17 protein-coding genes are annotated in these 19,653 nt (G+C 60.8%); 5 read left to right on the forward strand and 12 right to left on the reverse strand.

All coding sequences use genetic code 11. The features are described from left to right. The first annotated feature begins 161 nt into the window (after nt 1-161). Nucleotides 162-1,220 (forward strand): haloacid dehalogenase-like hydrolase, encoded by a 1,059-nt coding sequence (locus J7E41_RS07085; RefSeq protein ID WP_251029355.1) that lies wholly within the window; start codon nt 162-164, stop codon nt 1,218-1,220. 241 nt (nt 1,221-1,461) lie between these two features. Here the strand turns inward: J7E41_RS07085 and ilvD are convergent, their stop codons facing one another. From ilvD to J7E41_RS07100, 3 genes are all read right to left on the reverse strand, one after another. Then, entirely contained in the window at nt 1,462-3,303 is a 1,842-nt protein-coding gene (gene ilvD, locus J7E41_RS07090; RefSeq protein ID WP_214991178.1) for a dihydroxy-acid dehydratase, read from the reverse strand. A gap of 350 nt (nt 3,304-3,653) precedes the next feature. Next, on the reverse strand, nt 3,654-4,850 hold the full coding sequence (locus J7E41_RS07095) for an MFS transporter (protein WP_214991180.1): 1,197 nt from the start codon (nt 4,848-4,850) through the stop codon (nt 3,654-3,656). Between the two features lie 144 nt (nt 4,851-4,994). Next, the gene (locus J7E41_RS07100; RefSeq protein WP_214991182.1) at nt 4,995-6,191 is read right to left on the reverse strand and encodes a class I SAM-dependent rRNA methyltransferase; all 1,197 of its coding nucleotides are present in this window, start codon (nt 6,189-6,191) and stop codon (nt 4,995-4,997) included. A gap of 373 nt (nt 6,192-6,564) precedes the next feature. On the opposite strand from J7E41_RS07100, the gene J7E41_RS07105 reads away from it, so the two are divergent. Continuing rightward, the gene (locus J7E41_RS07105) at nt 6,565-7,377 is read left to right on the forward strand and encodes an HDOD domain-containing protein (protein ID WP_214991398.1); all 813 of its coding nucleotides are present in this window, start codon (nt 6,565-6,567) and stop codon (nt 7,375-7,377) included. Between the two features lie 21 nt (nt 7,378-7,398). Next, a complete protein-coding gene (gene mutM / locus J7E41_RS07110) occupies nt 7,399-8,211 on the forward strand; it encodes a bifunctional DNA-formamidopyrimidine glycosylase/DNA-(apurinic or apyrimidinic site) lyase (RefSeq protein WP_214991184.1) in 813 nt (270 codons plus the stop codon). A 115-nt stretch (nt 8,212-8,326) separates the two neighbouring features. Here the strand turns inward: mutM and J7E41_RS07115 are convergent, their stop codons facing one another. The 5 genes from J7E41_RS07115 to J7E41_RS07135 form a co-directional block, all read right to left on the reverse strand. Beyond that, nucleotides 8,327-8,578, reverse strand: a complete 252-nt coding sequence (locus tag J7E41_RS07115; protein WP_214991186.1) for a YfhL family 4Fe-4S dicluster ferredoxin — start codon at nt 8,576-8,578, stop codon at nt 8,327-8,329. Nucleotides 8,579-8,825: 247 nt separating this feature from the next. Next, entirely contained in the window at nt 8,826-9,305 is a 480-nt protein-coding gene (gene coaD, locus J7E41_RS07120; RefSeq protein ID WP_049711086.1) for a pantetheine-phosphate adenylyltransferase, read from the reverse strand. 114 nt (nt 9,306-9,419) lie between these two features. Then, nucleotides 9,420-11,015 (reverse strand): GMC family oxidoreductase, encoded by a 1,596-nt coding sequence (locus J7E41_RS07125; RefSeq protein WP_214991188.1) that lies wholly within the window; start codon nt 11,013-11,015, stop codon nt 9,420-9,422. 33 nt (nt 11,016-11,048) lie between these two features. Next, entirely contained in the window at nt 11,049-11,594 is a 546-nt protein-coding gene (locus J7E41_RS07130) for a twin-arginine translocation pathway signal protein (RefSeq protein ID WP_214991190.1), read from the reverse strand. Nucleotides 11,595-11,620: 26 nt separating this feature from the next. Continuing rightward, a complete protein-coding gene (locus J7E41_RS07135; protein ID WP_214991192.1) occupies nt 11,621-13,048 on the reverse strand; it encodes a coniferyl aldehyde dehydrogenase in 1,428 nt (475 codons plus the stop codon). A 149-nt stretch (nt 13,049-13,197) separates the two neighbouring features. Between J7E41_RS07135 and J7E41_RS07140 the strand changes: the two genes are divergently transcribed. Continuing rightward, a complete protein-coding gene (locus J7E41_RS07140) occupies nt 13,198-13,869 on the forward strand; it encodes a TetR/AcrR family transcriptional regulator (protein WP_214991194.1) in 672 nt (223 codons plus the stop codon). Nucleotides 13,870-13,902: 33 nt separating this feature from the next. Further along, the gene (locus J7E41_RS07145) at nt 13,903-14,757 is read left to right on the forward strand and encodes a sulfurtransferase (RefSeq protein ID WP_214991196.1); all 855 of its coding nucleotides are present in this window, start codon (nt 13,903-13,905) and stop codon (nt 14,755-14,757) included. A gap of 135 nt (nt 14,758-14,892) precedes the next feature. Here J7E41_RS07145 and J7E41_RS07150 read toward each other — a convergent pair whose 3' ends face one another. The 4 genes from J7E41_RS07150 to J7E41_RS07165 all read right to left on the reverse strand — a co-directional run bounded on the left by J7E41_RS07150 (nt 14,893) and on the right by J7E41_RS07165 (nt 19,520). Beyond that, nucleotides 14,893-15,888, reverse strand: a complete 996-nt coding sequence (locus tag J7E41_RS07150; RefSeq protein WP_214991198.1) for a hydrolase — start codon at nt 15,886-15,888, stop codon at nt 14,893-14,895. 176 nt (nt 15,889-16,064) lie between these two features. Beyond that, nucleotides 16,065-16,682 carry a 16S rRNA (guanine(966)-N(2))-methyltransferase RsmD gene (rsmD, locus tag J7E41_RS07155; RefSeq protein WP_214991200.1) on the reverse strand — a complete coding sequence of 206 codons (618 nt, stop codon included), beginning with the start codon at nt 16,680-16,682 and terminating at the stop codon, nt 16,065-16,067. Further along, a complete protein-coding gene (locus tag J7E41_RS07160) occupies nt 16,682-18,172 on the reverse strand; it encodes a M16 family metallopeptidase (protein ID WP_214991202.1) in 1,491 nt (496 codons plus the stop codon). The genes rsmD and J7E41_RS07160 overlap by 1 nt, the downstream gene beginning before the upstream one ends. Beyond that, a complete protein-coding gene (locus J7E41_RS07165) occupies nt 18,165-19,520 on the reverse strand; it encodes a M16 family metallopeptidase (protein ID WP_214991204.1) in 1,356 nt (451 codons plus the stop codon). Before J7E41_RS07165 ends, J7E41_RS07160 begins: the two co-directional genes overlap by 8 nt. Nucleotides 19,521-19,653: the final 133 nt, after the last annotated feature.

Genomic DNA, 19,653 nt, shown 5'->3' on the forward strand with positions numbered 1-19,653 from the left:
TTTAATACCGTTATGGAATGGTGACTGTCGTTTTTGGAATAAGAGAATGACGCGCAGGCATATGGCGCTGGCGGAATCAGAACGAAAGCGGTCGTGCTCGGACGATAACTGTCACAGAGATTTGTTAGCGTCGATGTCTTTCACTCAGGAAGAAAACGCATATGAAGCTCGCACCGAGATTGTTTGCCGCCGCGCTGTGCCTGGGCCTTGCCGGTCAGGTCCTGGCCGCCACCGAGTTGAAACACTGGCCGGCGCCCGCCGCCAAACAACTGGATGCGATGATCGCCGCCAACGCCAACAAAGGTAACTTTGCGGTGTTCGACATGGACAACACCAGTTACCGCTACGACCTTGAAGAGTCCTTGCTGCCTTACCTGGAAAACAAGGGCCTGATCACCCGCGACACGATGGACCCTTCCCTGAAGCTGATCCCGTTCAAGGACACCGCCGACCACAAGGAAAGCCTGTTCAGCTACTACTATCGCCTCTGCGAAGTCGACGACATGGTCTGCTACCCATGGGTCGCGCAGATTTTCTCCGGCTTCACCCTCAAGGAACTCAAGGGCTACGTCGATGAGCTGATGGCGTCAGGCAAGCCGGTGCCCGTCACCTACTACGAAGGCGACGTGGTGAAGACCATGGAGGTCCAGCCGCCGAAAGTCTTCACCGGCCAGGCTGAGCTGTTCAACAAGCTGATGGAAAACGGCATCGAGGTCTATGTGATGACCGCCGCTTCCGAGGAGCTGGTGCGCATGGTCGCTGCCGATCCGAAATACGGCTATAACGTCAAACCCGAGAACGTCATTGGCGTGAGCACCTTACTCAAGGACCGCAAGACCGGCGAACTGACCACTGCCCGCAAGCAAATTACCGCCGGCAAGTATGACGAGAAAGCCAACCTCGGCCTGGAACTGACCCCATACCTGTGGACCCCGGCGACCTGGATGGCCGGCAAGCATGCGGCAATCCTCACCTACATCGACGAATGGAAAAAGCCGGTGATCGTGGGTGGCGACACCCCGACCAGCGACGGCTACATGCTGTTCCACGATGTCGACGTGGCCAAGGGCGGTATCCACTTGTGGATCAACCGCAAGGACAAGTACATGACCCAGCTAAACGGCATGATGGCCAAGCACGCCGCAGCCCAGGCCAAGGAAGGGTTGCCGGTGACGGCGGATAAAAACTGGGTGATCGTCAAGCCGGAGGAGATCCAGTAAGACCGAGTCGCCTGCTTCGCGAGCAAGCCCGCTCCCACACTTGACCGAGTTCCAGCATGAGCATGCGGTTGAATGTGTGCTGGCTTGCCTGCGATAGCAGTGTGTCAGGCATACATGTGTTGACTGGCCCACCGCTATCGCAGGCAAGCCAGCTCCCACAGTTTTGATCTTCAATGTTATTGAGGTTTTCTCCAGACAAAAAAATGCCCCGCACTTGGCGGGGCATTTTTATGGGCAAGGCTTACAGCCCGTCCAGCATCGCCTTGTTACGTACCGCACCCTTGTCGGCACTGGTGGCCAACAGGGCGTAAGCCTTCAGCGCGGTGGTGACTTTGCGCGGACGCTTCTCTACCGGCTTCCAACCTTTCTTGTCTTGCTCGACCCGGCGCGCGGCCAGTTCTTCATCGCTGATCAACAGGTTGATCGAGCGATTCGGAATGTCGATCAGTACCTTGTCACCATCCTGCACCAGGCCGATTGCGCCACCGGCAGCGGCTTCTGGCGAAGCGTGGCCGATGGACAGGCCGGAAGTACCACCGGAGAAGCGGCCGTCGGTCAGCAGGGCGCAGGCTTTGCCCAGGCCCTTGGATTTCAGGTACGACGTCGGGTAGAGCATTTCCTGCATGCCCGGGCCGCCTTTCGGGCCTTCGTAGCGGATGATGACGATGTCGCCTTCTTTGACTTCGTCGGCGAGGATGCCGCGTACCGAGCTGTCCTGGCTTTCATAGATCTTGGCGCGACCTTCGAAGACGTGGATCGACTCGTCCACGCCAGCGGTTTTCACTACGCAGCCGTCGAGGGCGATGTTGCCGTACAGCACAGCCAGGCCACCTTCTTGGGAGTAGGCGTGCTCGACGCTGCGGATGCAGCCGTTTTCACGGTCGTCGTCCAGGGTTTCCCAGCGGGTCGACTGACTGAACGCGGTTTGCGTCGGGATGCCGGCCGGGCCTGCCTTGAAGAAGGTGTGCACGGCTTCGTCGTCAGTCTGGGTGATGTCCCATTTAGCGATGCCTTCGGCCAGGGATTTGCTGTGCACGGTCGGCAGGTCGGTGTGCAACAGGCCGCCACGGGCCAGGGAGCCGAGGATCGAGAAAATCCCGCCGGCGCGGTGCACGTCTTCCATGTGGTACTTCTGGATGTTCGGCGCGACCTTGCACAGTTGCGGCACGTGACGGGACAGACGGTCGATGTCGCGCAGGTCGAAGTCGATCTCGGCTTCCTGGGCAGCGGCCAGCAAGTGCAGGATGGTGTTGGTGGAACCGCCCATGGCGATGTCCAGGGTCATGGCGTTTTCGAACGCCTTGAAGTTGGCGATGTTGCGCGGCAACACCGACTCATCGTTATCGCCGTAGTAACGCTTGCACAGCTCGACGATGGTGCGGCCGGCCTGCAGGAACAACTGCTCGCGGTCGCTGTGGGTGGCCAGCGTCGAGCCGTTACCCGGCAACGCCAGGCCCAGGGCTTCCACCAGGCAGTTCATCGAGTTGGCGGTGAACATGCCAGAGCACGAACCGCAGGTAGGGCAGGCGCTGCGCTCGTATTCCGCGACCTTCTCGTCGGACGCGCTGGAATCGGCGGCGATGACCATGGCGTCCACCAGGTCGAGGCCGTGGGAGGCGAGTTTGGTCTTGCCGGCTTCCATCGGGCCGCCGGAGACGAAGATCACTGGAATGTTCAGGCGCAGGGAGGCCATCAGCATGCCCGGGGTGATCTTGTCGCAGTTGGAGATGCACACGATGGCGTCGGCGCAGTGGGCGTTGACCATGTATTCCACGGAGTCGGCGATGATCTCGCGGCTCGGCAGGGAATACAGCATGCCGTCATGGCCCATGGCGATGCCGTCGTCCACGGCGATGGTGTTGAATTCTTTGGCTACGCCGCCAGCGCGTTCGATCTCGCGAGCGACCAGTTGGCCCAGGTCCTTGAGGTGGACGTGGCCGGGTACGAACTGAGTGAACGAGTTGGCAATCGCGATGATCGGCTTCTTGAAGTCGTCATCTTTCATCCCCGTGGCGCGCCACAGTGCGCGGGCGCCGGCCATGTTGCGGCCGTGGGTGGATGTTTTCGAGCGGTAATCTGGCATGGAGCACTCCGGGCGGCTAATCAGGTACTACTAATCAGGTACTAAGGGGAGAGAGCTTCTACTGACGTCTGGAACACTCAGAAATGGCCGTGTGTCCGGAAGTTGCCACTCGCGTCGCGGGATCGCCGCACGCTCGGGCCTCGAGCTCATAAACCCGCCGGGGGATGACTGGCGATGAATAACGTCGATTCTACACCGCTGGCGGCGGGAGGGAATGGCCGTCTACCAAGGCGCGAGCTTGTGTGGGAGCGGGCTTGCTCGCGAAGACGGTACTTCAGTCGACATCTGCTGTGTTGATACACCCCTTTCGCGAGCAAGCCCGCTCCCACACAAGCTCGCTCCTACAGTGATTAGCGTCCGACCCTGGCATTCGTCACCATGCCCCAAATGCTGAAGACGATGAAGCTGATGGCAATAGTCATCAGCAAATGACTGCCGGCTTGCGCGAGTGCCGCGCTGCTGACGGCGGCGGTGATGAACATGATGCTGTTGCCGGCCGAGGCGGCGGTGCCGGCACTGCTGGAGAACAGCAGCATGGCCGCGGAAATCGCGGCAGGGCGAACCAGCGTCACGGCCAGGGCGCTGATCAGCATCGGGATCAGCAGGCTGATGGTAGTCATAGCCTCATAGCGGATGATCAGCGCCAGCAGCACGCCGGCGATGCCCAGCAGGATCAGCCCGATATTGATTTGCCGCGTGAGGGAGATATGTTTTTGCAGGGCGGTCGCTGCGACGCCACCCAGCAGATAGGCGATGCCATACACCATCAGCACCATCGCGTACTGGTATTCAGACAGCTTCAACTCATCCATGAAAATCAGCGGCGTCACGCTGATCAAGGCGAAGTAACAGGCGAATACCAACGCGGCGATCCACCAATAGCGGATGAAGTCCCGGTTCCCTGCGATGGATTTCAGCGTGGCAATGATCGAGACGGGCGCTCGTTCAGGGCTGGCAGCCTTGGACGGCAGTATCCGGTAGGCGTGGATAAACATGCCCAGCGCCATCACCGCAAACCCGTAGAAACTGCCCTGCCAATCAAACGTGGTTTGCAGCCAGGAGCCCAGCAGTGGAGAGAGCGCAACAAACGATCCGCTCAAGGTCATGTAATAGATGCGGATGCGGGCGCGATCCTGTTCTTCGAACAAGTCTTCAACCAGCGCATGGCCGAGCACAAAAAAGCCACAGCCGATGGCCTGCACGGCGCGAAACAGCAGGAAGCTTGGGTAGTTCGCTGCGAGTGCGCAGCCGATCGAGCCGAGGGTGGAAACAACGATGCATCCCAGAAGCACTTCCTTGCGCCCAAATTTGTCTGAAAGCGGGCCGGCGATGAGTTGAGAAATCGCAAATACCAGGGTGAACAGGCTGATAGATAACGCAACCTCAGCGGTTGAGGTGTTGAAATTCGCGGCGAGGGCCGGGAAGGATGGGAGGAGGATATTGAGCGGGAAAAAGCTGATCAGGGAGATGCAGGTGATGAGGATGAAGCGCGAGAGCTGTTGGCGTTTTACGTCACCATTGGGCGGCGAATAAGAGAACTCAGACATTGTTGTTATTTTCCGGAGTAAAACCAGAAACCGATACTAGTCTGCGAAACGGGGAATTCAATCAAAGTGTTGTGGGATGCTTCCCATGATGATGTGTGTTGCCGCTGTAGGAGCGAGCAAGCCCGCTCCTACAGTTAATCTGGCTTAGCTATTCGGCAACAACCGGCAAGTAATGTTCTTGATATACCGAGTCTCGGCAATCGCCGGGTGCACCGGATGATCCGGGCCCTGGCCGCCGCGTTCCAGCATCTGGATATTGCGATCCAGGTGACGGGCGCTGGTCAGCAGGATGTTCTGCAGATCATCTTCCGGCAGGTGCATGGAGCACGAAGCGCTGACCAGGATGCCGTCCTTGCTGAGCAAGCGCATGGCTTGCTCGTTCAGGCGGCGGTAGGCGCCTTCGCCGTTTTTCATGTCTTTCTTGCGTTTGATGAAGGCCGGCGGGTCGGCGACGATTACGTCGAAGCGCTCTTCGCTGGCTTTCAGTTCTTTCAGGGCTTCGAAGACGTCGCCTTCGATGCAGGTCATTTTCTCGGCCACACCGTTCAGCGCGGCGTTTCGCTCGACGCCGTCGAGGGCGAAGGCGGAAGCGTCGACGCAGAACACTTCACTGGCGCCGAAGGCCGCAGCTTGCACGCCCCAGCCGCCGATGTAGCTGTACAGGTCGAGGACGCGCTTGCCTTTGGCGTATGGGGCCAGGCGGGCGCGGTTCATGCGGTGGTCGTAGAACCAGCCGGTTTTCTGGCCCTGGATCACCGGCGCTTCGAACTTCACGCCGTTTTCTTCCAGGGCAACCCATTCCGGCACCAGGCCGAACACGGTTTCGACGTAGCGGTTGAGGCCTTCGGCGTCACGGGCGGCGGAGTCGTTCTTGAACAGGATGCCGCTGGGCTTGAGCACTTGGGTCAGGGCGGCGATCACGTCTTCTTTATGGGCTTCCATGGTCGCCGAAGCGATCTGTACCACCAGGATGTCGCCGAAACGGTCGACTACCAGGCCTGGCAACAGGTCGGAGTCGCCGTAGACCAGGCGGTAGAACGGCTTGTCGAACAGGCGATCACGCAGGGACAGGGCCACGTTGATGCGGTGCACCAGCAGCGACTTGTCCAGCGGCAATTTGATGTCGCGCGACAGTAGGCGTGCGCAGATCAGGTTGTTCGGGCTCATGGCCACGATGCCCAGGGTCTTGCCGCCGGCTGCTTCCAGGATAGCCTGGTCGCCTGCCTGGAAGCCGTGAAGTGGGGTGGCGGCCACGTCGATTTCGTTGCTGTAGACCCACAGGTGGCCGTTGCGCAAACGACGATCGGCGTTGGCTTTGAGACGCAGGCTTGGCAGGGACATGACGTCGCTCCGGAAAAAAGAGCGGGAGTATACCGCGTTGCGTAGGAATTGGCCGCGCCGCCGGACATGTGGGAGCCGCGTTTGCTGTAGCCGCTGCCGAGGCACGAGGCTGCGATGGGTTTGGTGTGGCATACCGACGCAACGGCCCTCTGGGCGGTCCTGAGGACACGCATCGCAGCCTCGTGCCTCGGCAGCGGCTACAATCGCTTTCGCGAGCAAGCCCGCTCCCACATTTAATCGGGTTTCAGTTCGGGTCTTTGAGGTGTCGGCCACTCCGGCATAAGGGTTAGAATCGCCGCCTAGTCCAGAGTGTGTCCTTATGTCCCCAGAGCTTTCTCCCGAACAGATCCAGCAAGCCTTGCAAGGGATCAGCGTGCCGCCTCAACCGCAAATCATGGTGGATTTGCAGATGGAGCAGTACATGCCCGACCCGGACCTGGAAGTAATCGCTCGGTTGATCTCTCAGGACCCGGGCCTGTCCGGCTCGCTGCTGAAAATCGTCAACTCGCCGTATTACGGCTTGAGCAACAAGATCGCCTCGATCCAGCGCGCCGTTAACCTGCTGGGCAGCCGATCGATCATCAACCTGATCAACGCCCAGTCGATCAAGGGCGAGATGAGCGACGACACCATCGTCACCCTCAACCGCTTCTGGGACACCGCCCAGGACGTGGCGATGACCTGCCTGACCCTGGCCAAGCGCACCGGCTCCCAAGCGGTAGATGAAGCTTATGCTTTGGGGTTGTTTCACGATTGCGGCGTGCCGCTGATGCTCAAGCGCTTCCCCGACTACATGGCGGTGCTGGAGGAGGCGTACGCTTGTGCCGGCCTTGAATGTCGGGTGGTCGACACCGAGAACCGGGTGTTCAATACCAACCACGCGGTGGTGGGCTACTACACGGCCAAGTCCTGGCGCCTGCCGGAGCACGTGACCGACGCCATCGCCAACCACCACAACGCCCTGGCGATTTTCAGTGATGAATCGACCCGCAACCCGCAAGTGAAAAACCTGCTGGCGATTCTGAAAATGGCCGAGCACATTTGCGCGTCGTATCGGGTGCTGGGTAATCAGGTGGATGATCACGAATGGAACAGCATCGGCCATCTGGTGCTGGATCACGTCGGCCTGTCGGATTACGACTTCGAGAATCTGAAGTTGTCGATTCGCGAGCTGGGCGCGCACTAAACCTTCACGAGCGAGGCCAACATGCCTGAGTTACCCGAAGTCGAAACCACCCGGCGCGGTATTGCGCCGCATCTGGAAGGCCAGCGGGTCAGCCGTGTGGTGGTGCGCGAGCGACGCCTGCGCTGGCCGATCCCGGAGGACCTCGATGTGCGCCTGTCCGGGCAACGCATCGTGCTGGTGGAGCGGCGAGCCAAGTACCTGCTGATCAATGCTGAAGTGGGCACCTTGATCAGCCATTTGGGTATGTCCGGCAACCTGCGGCTGGTGGAAGTCGGCATGCCGGCGGCCAAGCATGAGCATGTGGACATCGAGCTGGAATCGGGCTTGGCCCTGCGTTACACCGACCCTCGGCGTTTTGGCGCGATGCTCTGGAGCCTCGATCCGCACAACCATGAACTGCTGATTCGCCTGGGGCCGGAGCCGTTGACCGACCTGTTTGACGGCGAGCGGTTGTTCCAGCTGTCCCGTGGGCGTTCGATGGCGGTCAAGCCGTTCATCATGGACAACGCAGTGGTGGTGGGCGTGGGTAATATCTACGCGACCGAAGCGTTGTTCGCTGCGGGGATTGATCCGCGCCGGGAAGCCAAGGGCATTTCCCGTGGGCGTTATTTGAAGCTGGCCATCGAGATCAAGCGCATTCTTGCGGCCGCCATTGAGCGCGGCGGCACCACGTTGCGCGACTTCATCGGTGGCGACGGGCAGCCGGGGTATTTCCAGCAGGAGTTGTTCGTCTATGGCCGGGGAGGCGAGGCGTGCAAGGTCTGTGGGACCGAGTTGCGCAGCGTGACGCTAGGGCAGCGGGCGAGTGTGTTTTGCCCGCGGTGCCAGAGCTGAAGGTATGGGGTGTTGCTGATGGCCCCTTCGCGAGCAAGCCCGCTCCCAGCTTTGGAATGCATTCCCCTGTGGGAGCGGGCTTGCTCGCGAAGGGGCCGGTGAGAGCCCGAACGTCTCAAGCCTTCCCGGTAATCAACCGGTACTTCTCCATCAACTGCTCTGGCGTCTCCGGATGGGCCTCATCCAGCGGAATGCAATCCACCGGGCAAACCTGCTGGCACTGGGGTTCGTCGTAGTGGCCGACACACTGGGTGCACAGGTTGGGGTCGATCACATAGATCTCTTCGCCCTGGGAAATGGCGGCGTTCGGGCACTCGGGTTCGCAGACGTCGCAGTTGATGCAATCGTCGGTGATGATCAGGGACATGGAAACTCCTGCCAGGGCACTCAGCCAAGGCATCTGAAAAACTAATGCGCGCAATTGTGCCGCATTGGCGTCCGCAGTGCGAGCGGACATGACCTGTGGTGAGCGGGCTTGCCCGCGCTGGGCTGCGTAGCAGCCCTAATGAAAGCGTCGTGTTATTTCCGCTGGAAGTCGGTTGCCTGGTTTTGGGGCTGCTTCGCAAGCCCAACGCGGGCAAGCCCGCTCGCCACAACAAGCCCCCTCTGCACAATTACTTCTTGAAGCGAAGTGTCAGCGCATCGGCCACGGCCGGGTGCACGAACTTGGTGATATCACCGCCCAGCGCGGCAATTTCCCGGACCAGCGTCGAGGAAATGAACGAATAACGCTCCGACGGCGTGAGGAACAGGCTTTCGACGTCCGGCGCCAGTTGGCGGTTCATGTTGGCCAGCTGGAATTCGTATTCGAAGTCCGACACCGCTCGCAGGCCGCGCAGGAACACATTGGCGTTCTGTTCCTTGGCGAAATGCGCCAGCAGCGTGGCGAAGCCAACGACTTCGACGTTGGGCAAATGCTTGGTGACCTCACGGGCCAGCTCCACGCGCTGTTCCAGGGGAAACAGCGGGTTTTTCTTGGGGCTGGCTGCGACCGCAATGATGACGTGGTCGAACAAGCGCGAGGCGCGTTCGACCAGATCGCCATGGCCCTTGGTAATCGGGTCGAAGGTACCTGGGTACAACACTCGGTTCATCGCGTCGTCCTGGCGGAGTCCGTTGGGGAACCGGATGGTATCGCAGCCTTCCCGGTCGGCCAAGTCAACTTATGCAGAAGAAAGCACTATAGACATGGCAAATTCCCTATTTTTTCACGCTGTTTTCAGACGTTCAGCCAGCGCCGTCGCCAGTTGCGCCGTCAGTCCGTACACCGAAAGCTGTGGGTTGGCACCAATGCTGGTGGGGAACAACGAGCCGTCGTGGATCGATAGATTACGCAGTTGGTGATGGCGGCCAAGGCTGTCCGCCACAGCGTTTTTCGGTTCTTCACCCATGGCACAACCGCCCATCACATGGGCGCTGCCCAGGCGTGTACGGTGTAATTCCAGGTTCAAACCGTCAATCATGCTGCGCGCCTGGGCCAAGGTGTTCACGTAGCGCGCATCGCCGTGCAACGGCATGACGGACTTGGCGCCACCGGCAAACTGAATCTCCGCCATGCTGTGGAACGCCCGGCGCAGGCCGTCCCAGGCGTAGGGCGAGACCTGATAGTCGAGCACCGGTGTCCCGTCGCCGCGCAACTCGACGCTGCCGCCTGGGCTGTCTGGGTGAAAACCGTCCCGTAGCAGCGCGAGCATGGCGTGAGTCTTGGGCAGTTGGCCCATGTCCAGGGCGTTTTGCGTGCCGTAGCCGCCCAGTAACGTACTGGCCAGCCCGGGGTGCAGCGGCGGGACTTCAAGCTTGTAGGACATTTTGCCAGTGGTGCCGTCCTGCCATTGGAAGTGATCGGAGTAGATTGACTGCGGCGCGCCGTAAAACGGGTTGATCACTTCATCGAACAAGGCCGCGGAAAAATTCACAAGGTGCAGGAACGTCCGTTTACCCAGCCGTGAGTGAGGATCGGGCGCGTCCGAGCGCATCAGCAGCGCCGGGCTGTTGATGCCGCCGCCAGCCAGCACGTAATGTTTGGCCTTGACCGTGATCTTGCGGCCGGTAGGCGATACGCAGCGCTGATCCATGGCCACGCATTCCAGGCTGGTGATGGTATCGCCGCTGAACTTCAAACGTTCGGCGCGGGCGAGATACAACAGCTCGCCACCTTTTTCCAGGGTCGATGGAATAGTGGTCACCAGCATCGATTGCTTGGCGTTGACCGGGCAACCCATGCCGCAATAACCCAGGTTGAAACAGCCGCGTACATTGCGCGGGATCACGTGCCAGCTGTAACCGAGCTTTTCGCAGCCTTTGCGGATCACATCATTATTGGCATTGGGCGGCATTGCCCAGGGCGCGATGCCCAGACGCTGTTCCATTTTCTCGAACCAGGGCGCCATCTCGGCACTGCTGTGGCCCTTGACCGCGTATTCGCTGGCCCAGTGGGCGAGGGTTGGGTCTGGCGTGCGGAAACTGGAGGTCCAGTTAATCAACGTTGTGCCGCCTACGGCGCGGCCCTGAAGGATGGTGATGGCGCCGTCCTTGCTCATGCGGCCGATGCCTTCCTGGTACAGGCTGGCGTAGGCCTCGTCCTCCAGCAGCTTGAAGTCGCTGCTGGTCTTGAGCGGGCCTTCCTCGATCAACAGCACCTTGTAGCCGGCAGCACTGAGGATCTCGGCGGTGGTGCCGCCGCCCGCGCCGCTGCCGATGATCGCGACATCGGCTTCCAGGGTCAGGTCTTGGTCGAGCGCGGCGCCATTGTAGGTTTTCCAGCCGCGGGCCAGGCCGTCGCGGAACAGATCGGGTACGGGCATCAGGATCGTCTCTTGTTTTTATGAAGGTGCAGATCAGATTTTAGGTGGTCCGGGATAGCCACAATGGGCCCACGACTCGGGTCGGAAGTACCAGGCCATGATGACCAGCTTGAGCAATGACTCCTGGCCCATGCGCAGCAGGTTCAGGTAGCTGTTCTCCCAGCGCTGCAGGAAGTTGCGGATCTGATCGCTGCTGGCGTTTTCCCAACTGCCCCACACGCCCGTCAACGGCCCGCGGGTGACGGCCATGCCCAGCACGTCGAACAACTGCTGCGTCAGCTTGAACATCTCCGGTGACAGGTGTTGCAGGCTGTAGTCGAGCTTTTTCAGGGTGTCATCAATACTGGCTGCAACCACTTCGGCCGTGGCGGTGCCTTCCAGCAGCACCGGGATCACCGCTCGAAGGAAGGGCAGGTCACTGCTACGCAACATGGCAAAGCCACTGGCCGGCGTGCTGCTGGAGCAACCGCTGAGGCTGGCGCCCAGGCCCGCAGTGGCCAGGAAGGCGCTGGCACACAAGCCGATTTTCAGGACGCCGCGCCGCGACAGCCCAGGTGTTTCAGTCAGGCTAGGGTTCATTCTTATTGTTATCCCGGTGTAGGTTGTTAGCGGACAAACAGCTTCTGGATCAGCTTCTGGATCGACTTTCCATAAGGCGGGTAAATCAGCTTCGCCGCGTTCAAGCGCTGTTTGACCAACACGCCCTTGGCCTTGCTGAACGTCAGGAAACCTTCGTGACCGTGGTAATGACCCATGCCCGACGGGCCGATACCGCCGAAGGGCATGTCGTCCTGGGCTACGTGGAGCAAGGTGTCGTTCAGGCACACGCCGCCGGAATGGGTTTCGTGGAGCACGCGGTTCTGTTCGGCCTTGTTGTAGCCGAAGTAATACAGGGCCAGTGGGCGAGGGCGCTGGTTGATGTAGGCAAAGGCTTGGTCGAGGCCGCGATACGGCACGATGGGCAATACCGGACCGAAGATCTCGTCCTGCATCACGATCATCTCGTCGCTGACATTCAGCAGCAGGCTATGGGCCATGCGTCGTGCCTGGCCTTGGTCATACAGCGGGACCAGGGTGGCGCCCTTGTCGGTGGCGTCCTTGATGTAGCCGTTGAGCCGGGCCAATTGCCGTTCGTTGATGATGGCGGTGTAGTCCGGGTTGTCGGTCAGGGTCGGATAGAAGCCGCGAATCGCCTTGCTGTAGGCCTCGACGAAATCGTCGACACGGTCTTCCGGCACCAGCACGTAGTCCGGGGCGACACAGGTTTGCCCGGCGTTCAGTGCCTTGCCAAAGGCGATACGTTCGGCAGCATCTTTGAGCGGTACATCGGCGGAAACAATGACTGGCGACTTGCCGCCCAGTTCCAGGGTCACGGGGGTCAGGTTTTCGGCTGCGGCGCGCATCACATGCTTGCCGATACTGGTTGCGCCAGTGAACAGCAGGTGATCGAAGCGCAGTTTGGAAAACGCCATGCCCACTTCGGCTTCGCCGAGCACCACGCAGACCAGGTCCTCGGGAAAAATTTTCGCCAGCAGGGTCTTGAGCAACTGCCCTGTGGCCGGGGTGGACTCGCTGAGCTTGAGCATCACCCGATTACCCGCCGCCAAAGCGCCTACCAGCGGACCAATGGCCAAATACAGCGGGTAGTTCCAGGGCACGATGACCCCGACCACGCCCAAAGGCTGGTAGATGACCTTGGCCGATGCGGGCTGGAAGGCGATGCCCACCGCGCGGCGGGAAGGTTTCATCCAGCCCTTGAGGTGTTTGCTGGCGTAGTGAATGCCGTGCAGGCTGGGCATCAGTTCGGCGAATAGGGTTTCATCAGCGCTGCGGTGGCTGAAATCGCTACTGATGGCGTCGATCAGCGCTTGGCGCTCATCGCTGAGCAAATCTCGCAGGGCCTTGAGCCACTGCTGGCGCTGCGCAGCCTGTGGCATCGGGTTAGCCGCGTAGGCGCGGCGTTGAGCATCGAACAGGTTCTGGAGCTGGTCCAGCGCCTGGGAATCTTGCAGGTAGGCTACATTGGTAGACATGGCGCAGGTCCCGCTTGTTATTGGAATGCATCAGTGTTTAGAGTTATTGCTCTAAATTGTCAAATAACATTGCAGCAACACTTGGATTTATCCAGACATGGATACGCCGTAAGATGCCTGCATCACTGGTAATCGAAGCTGATCCCCCTATGGCACCACGAGTAAAGACCAGCGAACGCATCGTGCACGCCAGCCTGGAGTTGTTTAACCAGCAGGGCGAGCGCAGTGTCAGCACCAACCATATTGCTGCCCATATGGAGATTTCCCCGGGCAACCTGTACTACCACTTCCCCAACAAGCAGGCGATTATCGCTGTGCTGTTTCGTGAGTACGAAGCCTTGGTGGACAGCTTTCTGCGCCCGCCCCAGGGCCGTGCAGTGACTGTGGAAGACAAGCGTTTCTACCTGCAGGCGGTGCTGGCCGGCATGTGGCGCTACCGCTTTCTGCACCGCGACCTTGAGCACCTGCTGGAGAGCGACCCGGAGCTGGCCACCGGTTATCGGCGTTTCTCTCAGCGTTGCCTGATCCAGGGTGGCGCCATCTACCAGGGATTTGTCGACGCCGGGATCCTGAACATGGACCCGGTGCAAACCGAGGCCCTGACCCTCAATGCCTGGATCATCCTCACCTCTTGGGTGCGCTTTCTGTGCACCACCAACGAAAAATCCACCCATTTGAGCGCCGAAGCGATCAAGCGCGGGGTGTATCAGGTGTTGGTGCTGGAGGCGGGGTTTATCACCCCGCAGGCAAAAGAGGCGGTGGACGCGCTGTTCAAAGAGTTTTACGTGCCGTTGAACCAGGCGCTGGAAGAAGTGAGTTAGGATTTTCCCCTGAAGTTTTCATAGGAGTCCGTTATGCCGCTTGCCCAACTGATCAGCCCCCAGCAACTGGCCGAACGCCAGAAGCGTGGCGGGCTGGTGATCCTTGATTGCCGCTTTGCCCTGGAAGACCCGGATTACGGCCTTCGCAGCTATGCCGAAGGGCATATCGAAGGTGCGCAGTATGCTGACCTGGAGCGTCACCTCAGCGGGCCAGTCACCAAGGGCGTGACGGGGCGTCACCCGCTGCCGGCACCGGAGTCGTTAATCCGGCAGTTGCGTGCCTGGGGCGTTAATTCCGACAGCGAGATCGTTCTGTATGACGACGGCCCCGGTGCCTATGCCGCGCGGGCGTGGTGGCTGCTGGCCTGGCTGGGCAAGCGTGATTCAGTGTTTATCCTCGATGGTGGCCTGAAGGCTTGGCATACCGCAGGCTTTCCCTTGAGCCTGGACGCGCCGGTGATGGAGCCTGGTACTTTCACTGGCACGCCGGACAACCGTTTGCTGCTGGATGCCGAGCACCTGCAAAAACGCCTAGGCAAAGCGGGCCTGACCTTGATCGACGCCCGTGCCATGCCGCGCTTTCGCGGTGAAGTGGAGCCCATTGATCCGATTGCCGGGCATATCCCCGGCGCGCAATGTGCCGCGTTCAACGAAAACCTGGGCAGCGATGGCCGTTTCTTGCCAGCCGAGCAGCTCAAGCTACGTTTTGCCGCCAAGCTGCAAGACCGTTCGGCGGATGAGCTGGTGGCCTACTGCGGTTCCGGGGTGACGGCGTGCCATAACCTGTTCGCCCTGTGTCTGGCGGGCTATCCGTTGGGCAAGTTGTATGCCGGGTCGTGGAGTGAGTGGATTACCGATCCGCAGCGGGCGATTGCGACAGGCGACTGAGTCAAAAGTAGCGAGTTTCCCGTAGCCGCTGTCGAGGTACGAGGCTGCGATGGGTTGCGAAGCGACCCCCAAGGGCGGTCCTGCGGACACGCATCGCAGCCTCGTTCCTCGTCAGCGGCTACAACCAAGCCCCAATCAACTGTATTTCGCCAACAACCACTGGGGAATCCGCCGTTCCAGGTAGTAGCCGGGCTGTTTTAGCGTGCCATCGACAAACCCTACATGCCCGCCTTTGGTCGTCAGCTCGAACTCGGTGCACGCCGATAACTCGCTGGCGTCCGGTAGGCTGTGGGCAAACACGAAGGGATCATCGGCGGCCTGGATAATCAGGGTCGGTGTGCGAATACCACCGAGGAAATAACGGCTCGACGCCCGGCGATAATAGTCTTCTGCACTCAGGTAGCCATGCAGCGGCGCGGTGACCCGGCCATCGAAATCCCAGAAGGTGCGCATCTTCTCCAGCGAGCCCAGATCCTCCAGGGTTTTGAGCCCCTCTTCACGGCCATCCTTCAGAAACTGACGCTGTTTCACCCGAACGTAGGCGAGCATCTCGCGCATGAAATGCTTCTGGTAAATCCGCGAGACCCCCAGGCCGATACGGTCCGCGCACTGATCCAGCCGAAACGGCACCGACACCGCCACCGCGCCTTGCAGTCCGGACGCTTCGCCGGTTTCACCCAGATGCTTGAGCAGCACATTGCCGCCCAGTGAGTAGCCCACGGCATACAGCGGCGCTAGCGGACGCTTGGCGCGCAGGTGAGCAATGGCGGCGGCCAAGTCTTCACTGGCGCCGGAATGGTAACTGCGGGCCAGTAAGTTGGGTTCGCCGGAGCATCCGCGCCAGTTGAGCGCGGCGCTGGCCCAGCCTTGAGCTGCCAGGGCTTTTTGCAGGCCGGCGACATAAGGTGAATTGGAAGAACCGGTCAGGCCATGCAGCACCAGCACCAGTGGCGCCTGTGCGTCGTGTGGGCCATGCCAATCGAGGTCGAGGAAGTCGCCATCTGCCAGCCACAACCGTTCGCGCTGACGTTCGATGTGCGTGGTTTTGCGCCACAGCGGTCCCCACAGCGTTTGCAGGTGCGGGTTGCCGAGGCCGAAGGCGGGAGTGAAGCGGTCGGGAGAAGGGCTCATGGAATTCTCTGTGGCGAGCGGGCTTGTTGTGGCGAGCGGGCTTGCCCGCGTTGGGCTGCGCAGCAGCCCCATCAAGAACACCGCATTTCTTCAGTCAGAGCTCCATTACTGGTTTTGGGGCCGCAGCGCAGCCCAACGGGGCAAGCCCCCTCGCCACAGGAATAGCGGTCAGTCGATTAGTCGGCGCTCTGTGCCGTACGTTGCCACAACGCGTAATACACCCGTCCGGATTTTTGCTCCCGGTGCAGGCGCCAGGTGCCCGGCAGGCCCAGGGTCGACGGTGCAGTTTCGCTTTCGGTGTAGACCCACGCGTTTTCGGCCAGCCACTGACGTTCTTCCAGCAGTGCGCAGACGGTGGGCAACAGGTTTTGGTTGAACGGCGGGTCGAGGAACACCACGTCGAATTCGCGGGCCTCCTGGGTTTCCAGGTAGCGCAGGGCATCGGCGGTTTGCACCTGGCCGTTGGTGCACCGCAGGGTGCCTAGGTGTTCCTTGAGGCTGGCGACGGCGACGTTGCTGGCGTCCAGCGCCTGGCCCAGGGCTGCGCCACGGGACAAGGCTTCGAGGAACAGCGCGCCGCTGCCGGCAAACGGGTCAAGCACCTTGGCTCCGGCGATGTAAGGCGCGAGCCAGTTGAACAAGGTTTCACGCACGCGGTCCGGCGTTGGGCGCAGGCCCACGACATCGGGGAAGCTCAGCTTACGGCTGCCCCATTCACCACCGATGATGCGCAGTTGGCCCACACCGTTATGGACGTTGTGGACAGGTTTCTTGGGACGGGATGGACTGGCCATTAATGCTCCGGAACCCCGAGCGGCTGCTCGGCGGGTTTATCAGTGGGGGGCGGTAGTGGCTTTTGCGCAATCGTCGGGCCGGCGGTCACGATGACCATTTTGTCGGCGCTCAAATGTTTGTTCAAAGCAGCTTTGACCTGATCAACGGTCAGGGCCTGGGATTGTTTCATGAAATCTTCCAGATAGCTCAGCGGCAGGTTGTAGAAACCCATGGCGCCCAGCTGTCCGACGATATCGGCGTTGCTGGCAGTCGACAGTGGGAAGCTGCCGGCCAGCTCGCGCTTGGCGTCGTCGAGTTCCTTTTGCGTCGGGCCGGTCTTGAGGTAGTCGGCCAACACCTGCTCCACCAAGCGTAGCGTGCCGCCGCTCATTTCGGCGCGCGTTTGCAGGTTGATCATGAACGGGCCACGAACCTGCATTGGCGAGAAACCGGAGTAGACGCCGTAGGTCAGGCCGCGTTTTTCACGGACTTCGCTCATCAGGCGCGTACCGAAACCACCGCCGCCGAGGATCTGGTTGCCCAGGGACAGCGCGGCGTAGTCTGGATCGGCGCGGTCGATGCCCAATTGCGCGAGCAGCAAGTGCGTTTGCTTGGATGGAAATTCGATATGGCTGACACCCGGCTGGGGTTCGACTGGCTGAGCGATCTTCGCCAATGCCGGGCCTTTGGGCAATGAAGCGGAAACCTTGGCTACCATTGCTTCGGCTTCGGCGCGGGACAAGTCGCCCACCACCGCAATCACCGCGTTACCCGCGGCGTAGGCCTTGGCGTGAAACTCCCGTAACTGCGCGAGAGTAATGCCAGGAACGCTTTGGGCCGAGCCTTCACTCGGATGAGCGTAAGGATGATCGCCATACAGGCGCTTGAAGAGCTCGATGCCCGCCAGTTTGCCGGGGTTTTGTTTCTGGTATTCGAAGCCCGCCAGCAGTTGGTTCTTGATCCGTGCCAAGGAGTCGGCGGGGAAGGTCGGCTTGCCAATCACATCATCAAACAGCGCGAGGGCGGCGTCCCGCTTGTCGCTGGCACTCAGGCTGCGCAGGGAAACCACAGCCATGTCGCGATAGGCGCCATTGCCGAAATCAGCTCCGAGACCTTCGAAACCGGCGGCAATCTGGCTGACATCCTTGCCTGGCACGCCCTCATTGAGCATGGCGTTAGTCAGCAGCGCCACGCCGGGGGTGTTGCCGTCCTGGCTGCTGCCGGCGGCGAACAGGATGCGCATGTCGAACATCGGCAGTTCGTGGGCTTCGACGAACAGCACCTTGGCGCCTTCGGCGGTGTTCCAGGTTTGCACGTCGAGCTTGCGGTTGGTCGGGGCCTTGCCGTCGAGTTCGGTCAGGGATTGCAGGGTGTTGGCGGATTTGGCCTGGTCGAGCGCCTGGCTGGCGACGGAGTCGCTCGGGCGCAGGAAATAGACGGCGCAAGCGGCAGCCAGGGTGACAATGATCAGGCCGGGCAGCACCAGGCGGCTGTTTTTACGTTCACTCATGAGCGGTCTCCTCAGGCAGAACATGGGCGACGCTGAGACGTTCGCGGGTGAAATAGGTGCGTGCAGCTTTCTGGATGTCTTCGGCGGTCACGCTTTGCAGCTCGGCCAGTTCCGTGTCCATGAGCTTCCAGGACAGGCCGACGGTCTCCAGAGAGCCGATGGCGGTGGCTTGGCTGGTAATGGAGTCGCGCTCGTAGACCACGCCGGCGATGACTTGGGCGCGGATGCGCTCCAGCTCATCGGCGGTCGGTGGCTTGGCTTTCAACTCATCCAGCAGGCGCCACAGGCCAGCTTCGGCCTGTGCAACGGTTTTCTTCTTCTGCTGGTTCGGTGTGGCAGTCAGAGTGAACAGGCTGTCACCCCGGGTGTAGGCGTCGTAGTCGGATGAAGCGCCGGAGACCAGCTCTTCGCCGCGTTCCAGTTGGGTCGGGATCCGCGCGCTGTAACCGCCGTCCAGCAGCGCCGAAATCAGGCGCAGGGCATTGACCGAACGCTTGTCTTCAGTGGTGGCGAGGCTCGGTACGTTGAAACCGAGAATCACGCTCGGCAGTTGAGTCTGCACGTGCATGGTCAACAGACGCTCGCCGGGCTCGGCCAGCTCCAGGGGAATCTTGGCTGGAGGCACGTCACGCTTGGGGATCGGGCCGAAGTAGCGCTGGGCCAGTGTTTTGACTTCATCCGGAGTGACGTCACCGACCACCACCAGGGTAGCGTTATTCGGCACGTACCAGGACTGGTACCAGTGGCGTAGTTCTTCGACCTTCATGCGGTCCAGGTCGGCCATCCAGCCGATGGTCGGCGTGTGGTAACCGCTGGCCGGGTAAGCCATGGCCTTGAAGCGCTCGTAGGCCTTGGACATCGGGTTGTCGTCGGTGCGCAGGCGGCGTTCTTCCTTGATCACCTCGATCTCGCGGCTGAACTCGTCGGCCGGCAGGCGCAAGCTGGCCATGCGGTCGGCTTCCAGTTCAAAGGCGACGCCCAGGCGGTCACGGGCCAGGACCTGATAATAAGCGGTGTAGTCATCACTGGTGAATGCGTTCTCTTCGGCGCCCAGGTCGCGCAAGATCAGCGAGGCCTGGCCTGGGCCGACCTTGGCGCTACCCTTGAACATCATGTGTTCCAAGGCGTGGGACAAACCGGTCTGGCCCGGGGTTTCATAGCTGGAGCCGACCTTGTACCAGACCTGGGAAACCACCACCGGGGCGCGATGGTCTTCGCGCACGACGACCTTGAGGCCGTTGTCCAGGGTGAATTCGTGGGTGGGTTGTGGGTCGGCAGCCAGGGCTGAAAGGGGCAGACAAACTGTGCTGAGCAGCAGGCCTGCGGCGCGGCGGGCTAGAGCATTCATTCGTTTTTAAACCTGTTGAGCTGCCCGCTTGGTCTTAGCGTCGGCGGGCGAGGAGGTGCTAGGATACTGATCCGATTTACTGGCGGCCACGGCTATAAGACCTTGGGCTGTCATATCGCTTCGGATCCAGTCG

The organism is Pseudomonas fluorescens (assembly GCF_018614655.1).
Taxonomy (GTDB): Bacteria; Pseudomonadota; Gammaproteobacteria; order Pseudomonadales; family Pseudomonadaceae; genus Aquipseudomonas; species Aquipseudomonas fluorescens_BX.

Coding starts and splice junctions, on each gene's coding strand:
- J7E41_RS07085 (WP_251029355.1), top strand. CDS start 162: ATGAAGCTCGCACCGAGATTGTTTGCCGCCGCGCTGTGCCTGGGCCTT.
- ilvD (WP_214991178.1), bottom strand. CDS start 3,303: ATGCCAGATTACCGCTCGAAAACATCCACCCACGGCCGCAACATGGCC.
- J7E41_RS07095 (WP_214991180.1), bottom strand. CDS start 4,850: ATGTCTGAGTTCTCTTATTCGCCGCCCAATGGTGACGTAAAACGCCAA.
- J7E41_RS07100 (WP_214991182.1), bottom strand. CDS start 6,191: ATGTCCCTGCCAAGCCTGCGTCTCAAAGCCAACGCCGATCGTCGTTTG.
- mutM (WP_214991184.1), top strand. CDS start 7,399: ATGCCTGAGTTACCCGAAGTCGAAACCACCCGGCGCGGTATTGCGCCG.
- J7E41_RS07115 (WP_214991186.1), bottom strand. CDS start 8,578: ATGTCCCTGATCATCACCGACGATTGCATCAACTGCGACGTCTGCGAA.
- coaD (WP_049711086.1), bottom strand. CDS start 9,305: ATGAACCGAGTGTTGTACCCAGGTACCTTCGACCCGATTACCAAGGGC.
- J7E41_RS07125 (WP_214991188.1), bottom strand. CDS start 11,015: ATGCCCGTACCCGATCTGTTCCGCGACGGCCTGGCCCGCGGCTGGAAA.
- J7E41_RS07130 (WP_214991190.1), bottom strand. CDS start 11,594: ATGAACCCTAGCCTGACTGAAACACCTGGGCTGTCGCGGCGCGGCGTC.
- J7E41_RS07135 (WP_214991192.1), bottom strand. CDS start 13,048: ATGTCTACCAATGTAGCCTACCTGCAAGATTCCCAGGCGCTGGACCAG.
- J7E41_RS07140 (WP_214991194.1), top strand. CDS start 13,198: ATGGCACCACGAGTAAAGACCAGCGAACGCATCGTGCACGCCAGCCTG.
- J7E41_RS07145 (WP_214991196.1), top strand. CDS start 13,903: ATGCCGCTTGCCCAACTGATCAGCCCCCAGCAACTGGCCGAACGCCAG.
- J7E41_RS07150 (WP_214991198.1), bottom strand. CDS start 15,888: ATGAGCCCTTCTCCCGACCGCTTCACTCCCGCCTTCGGCCTCGGCAAC.
- rsmD (WP_214991200.1), bottom strand. CDS start 16,682: ATGGCCAGTCCATCCCGTCCCAAGAAACCTGTCCACAACGTCCATAAC.
- J7E41_RS07160 (WP_214991202.1), bottom strand. CDS start 18,172: ATGAGTGAACGTAAAAACAGCCGCCTGGTGCTGCCCGGCCTGATCATT.
- J7E41_RS07165 (WP_214991204.1), bottom strand. CDS start 19,520: ATGAATGCTCTAGCCCGCCGCGCCGCAGGCCTGCTGCTCAGCACAGTT.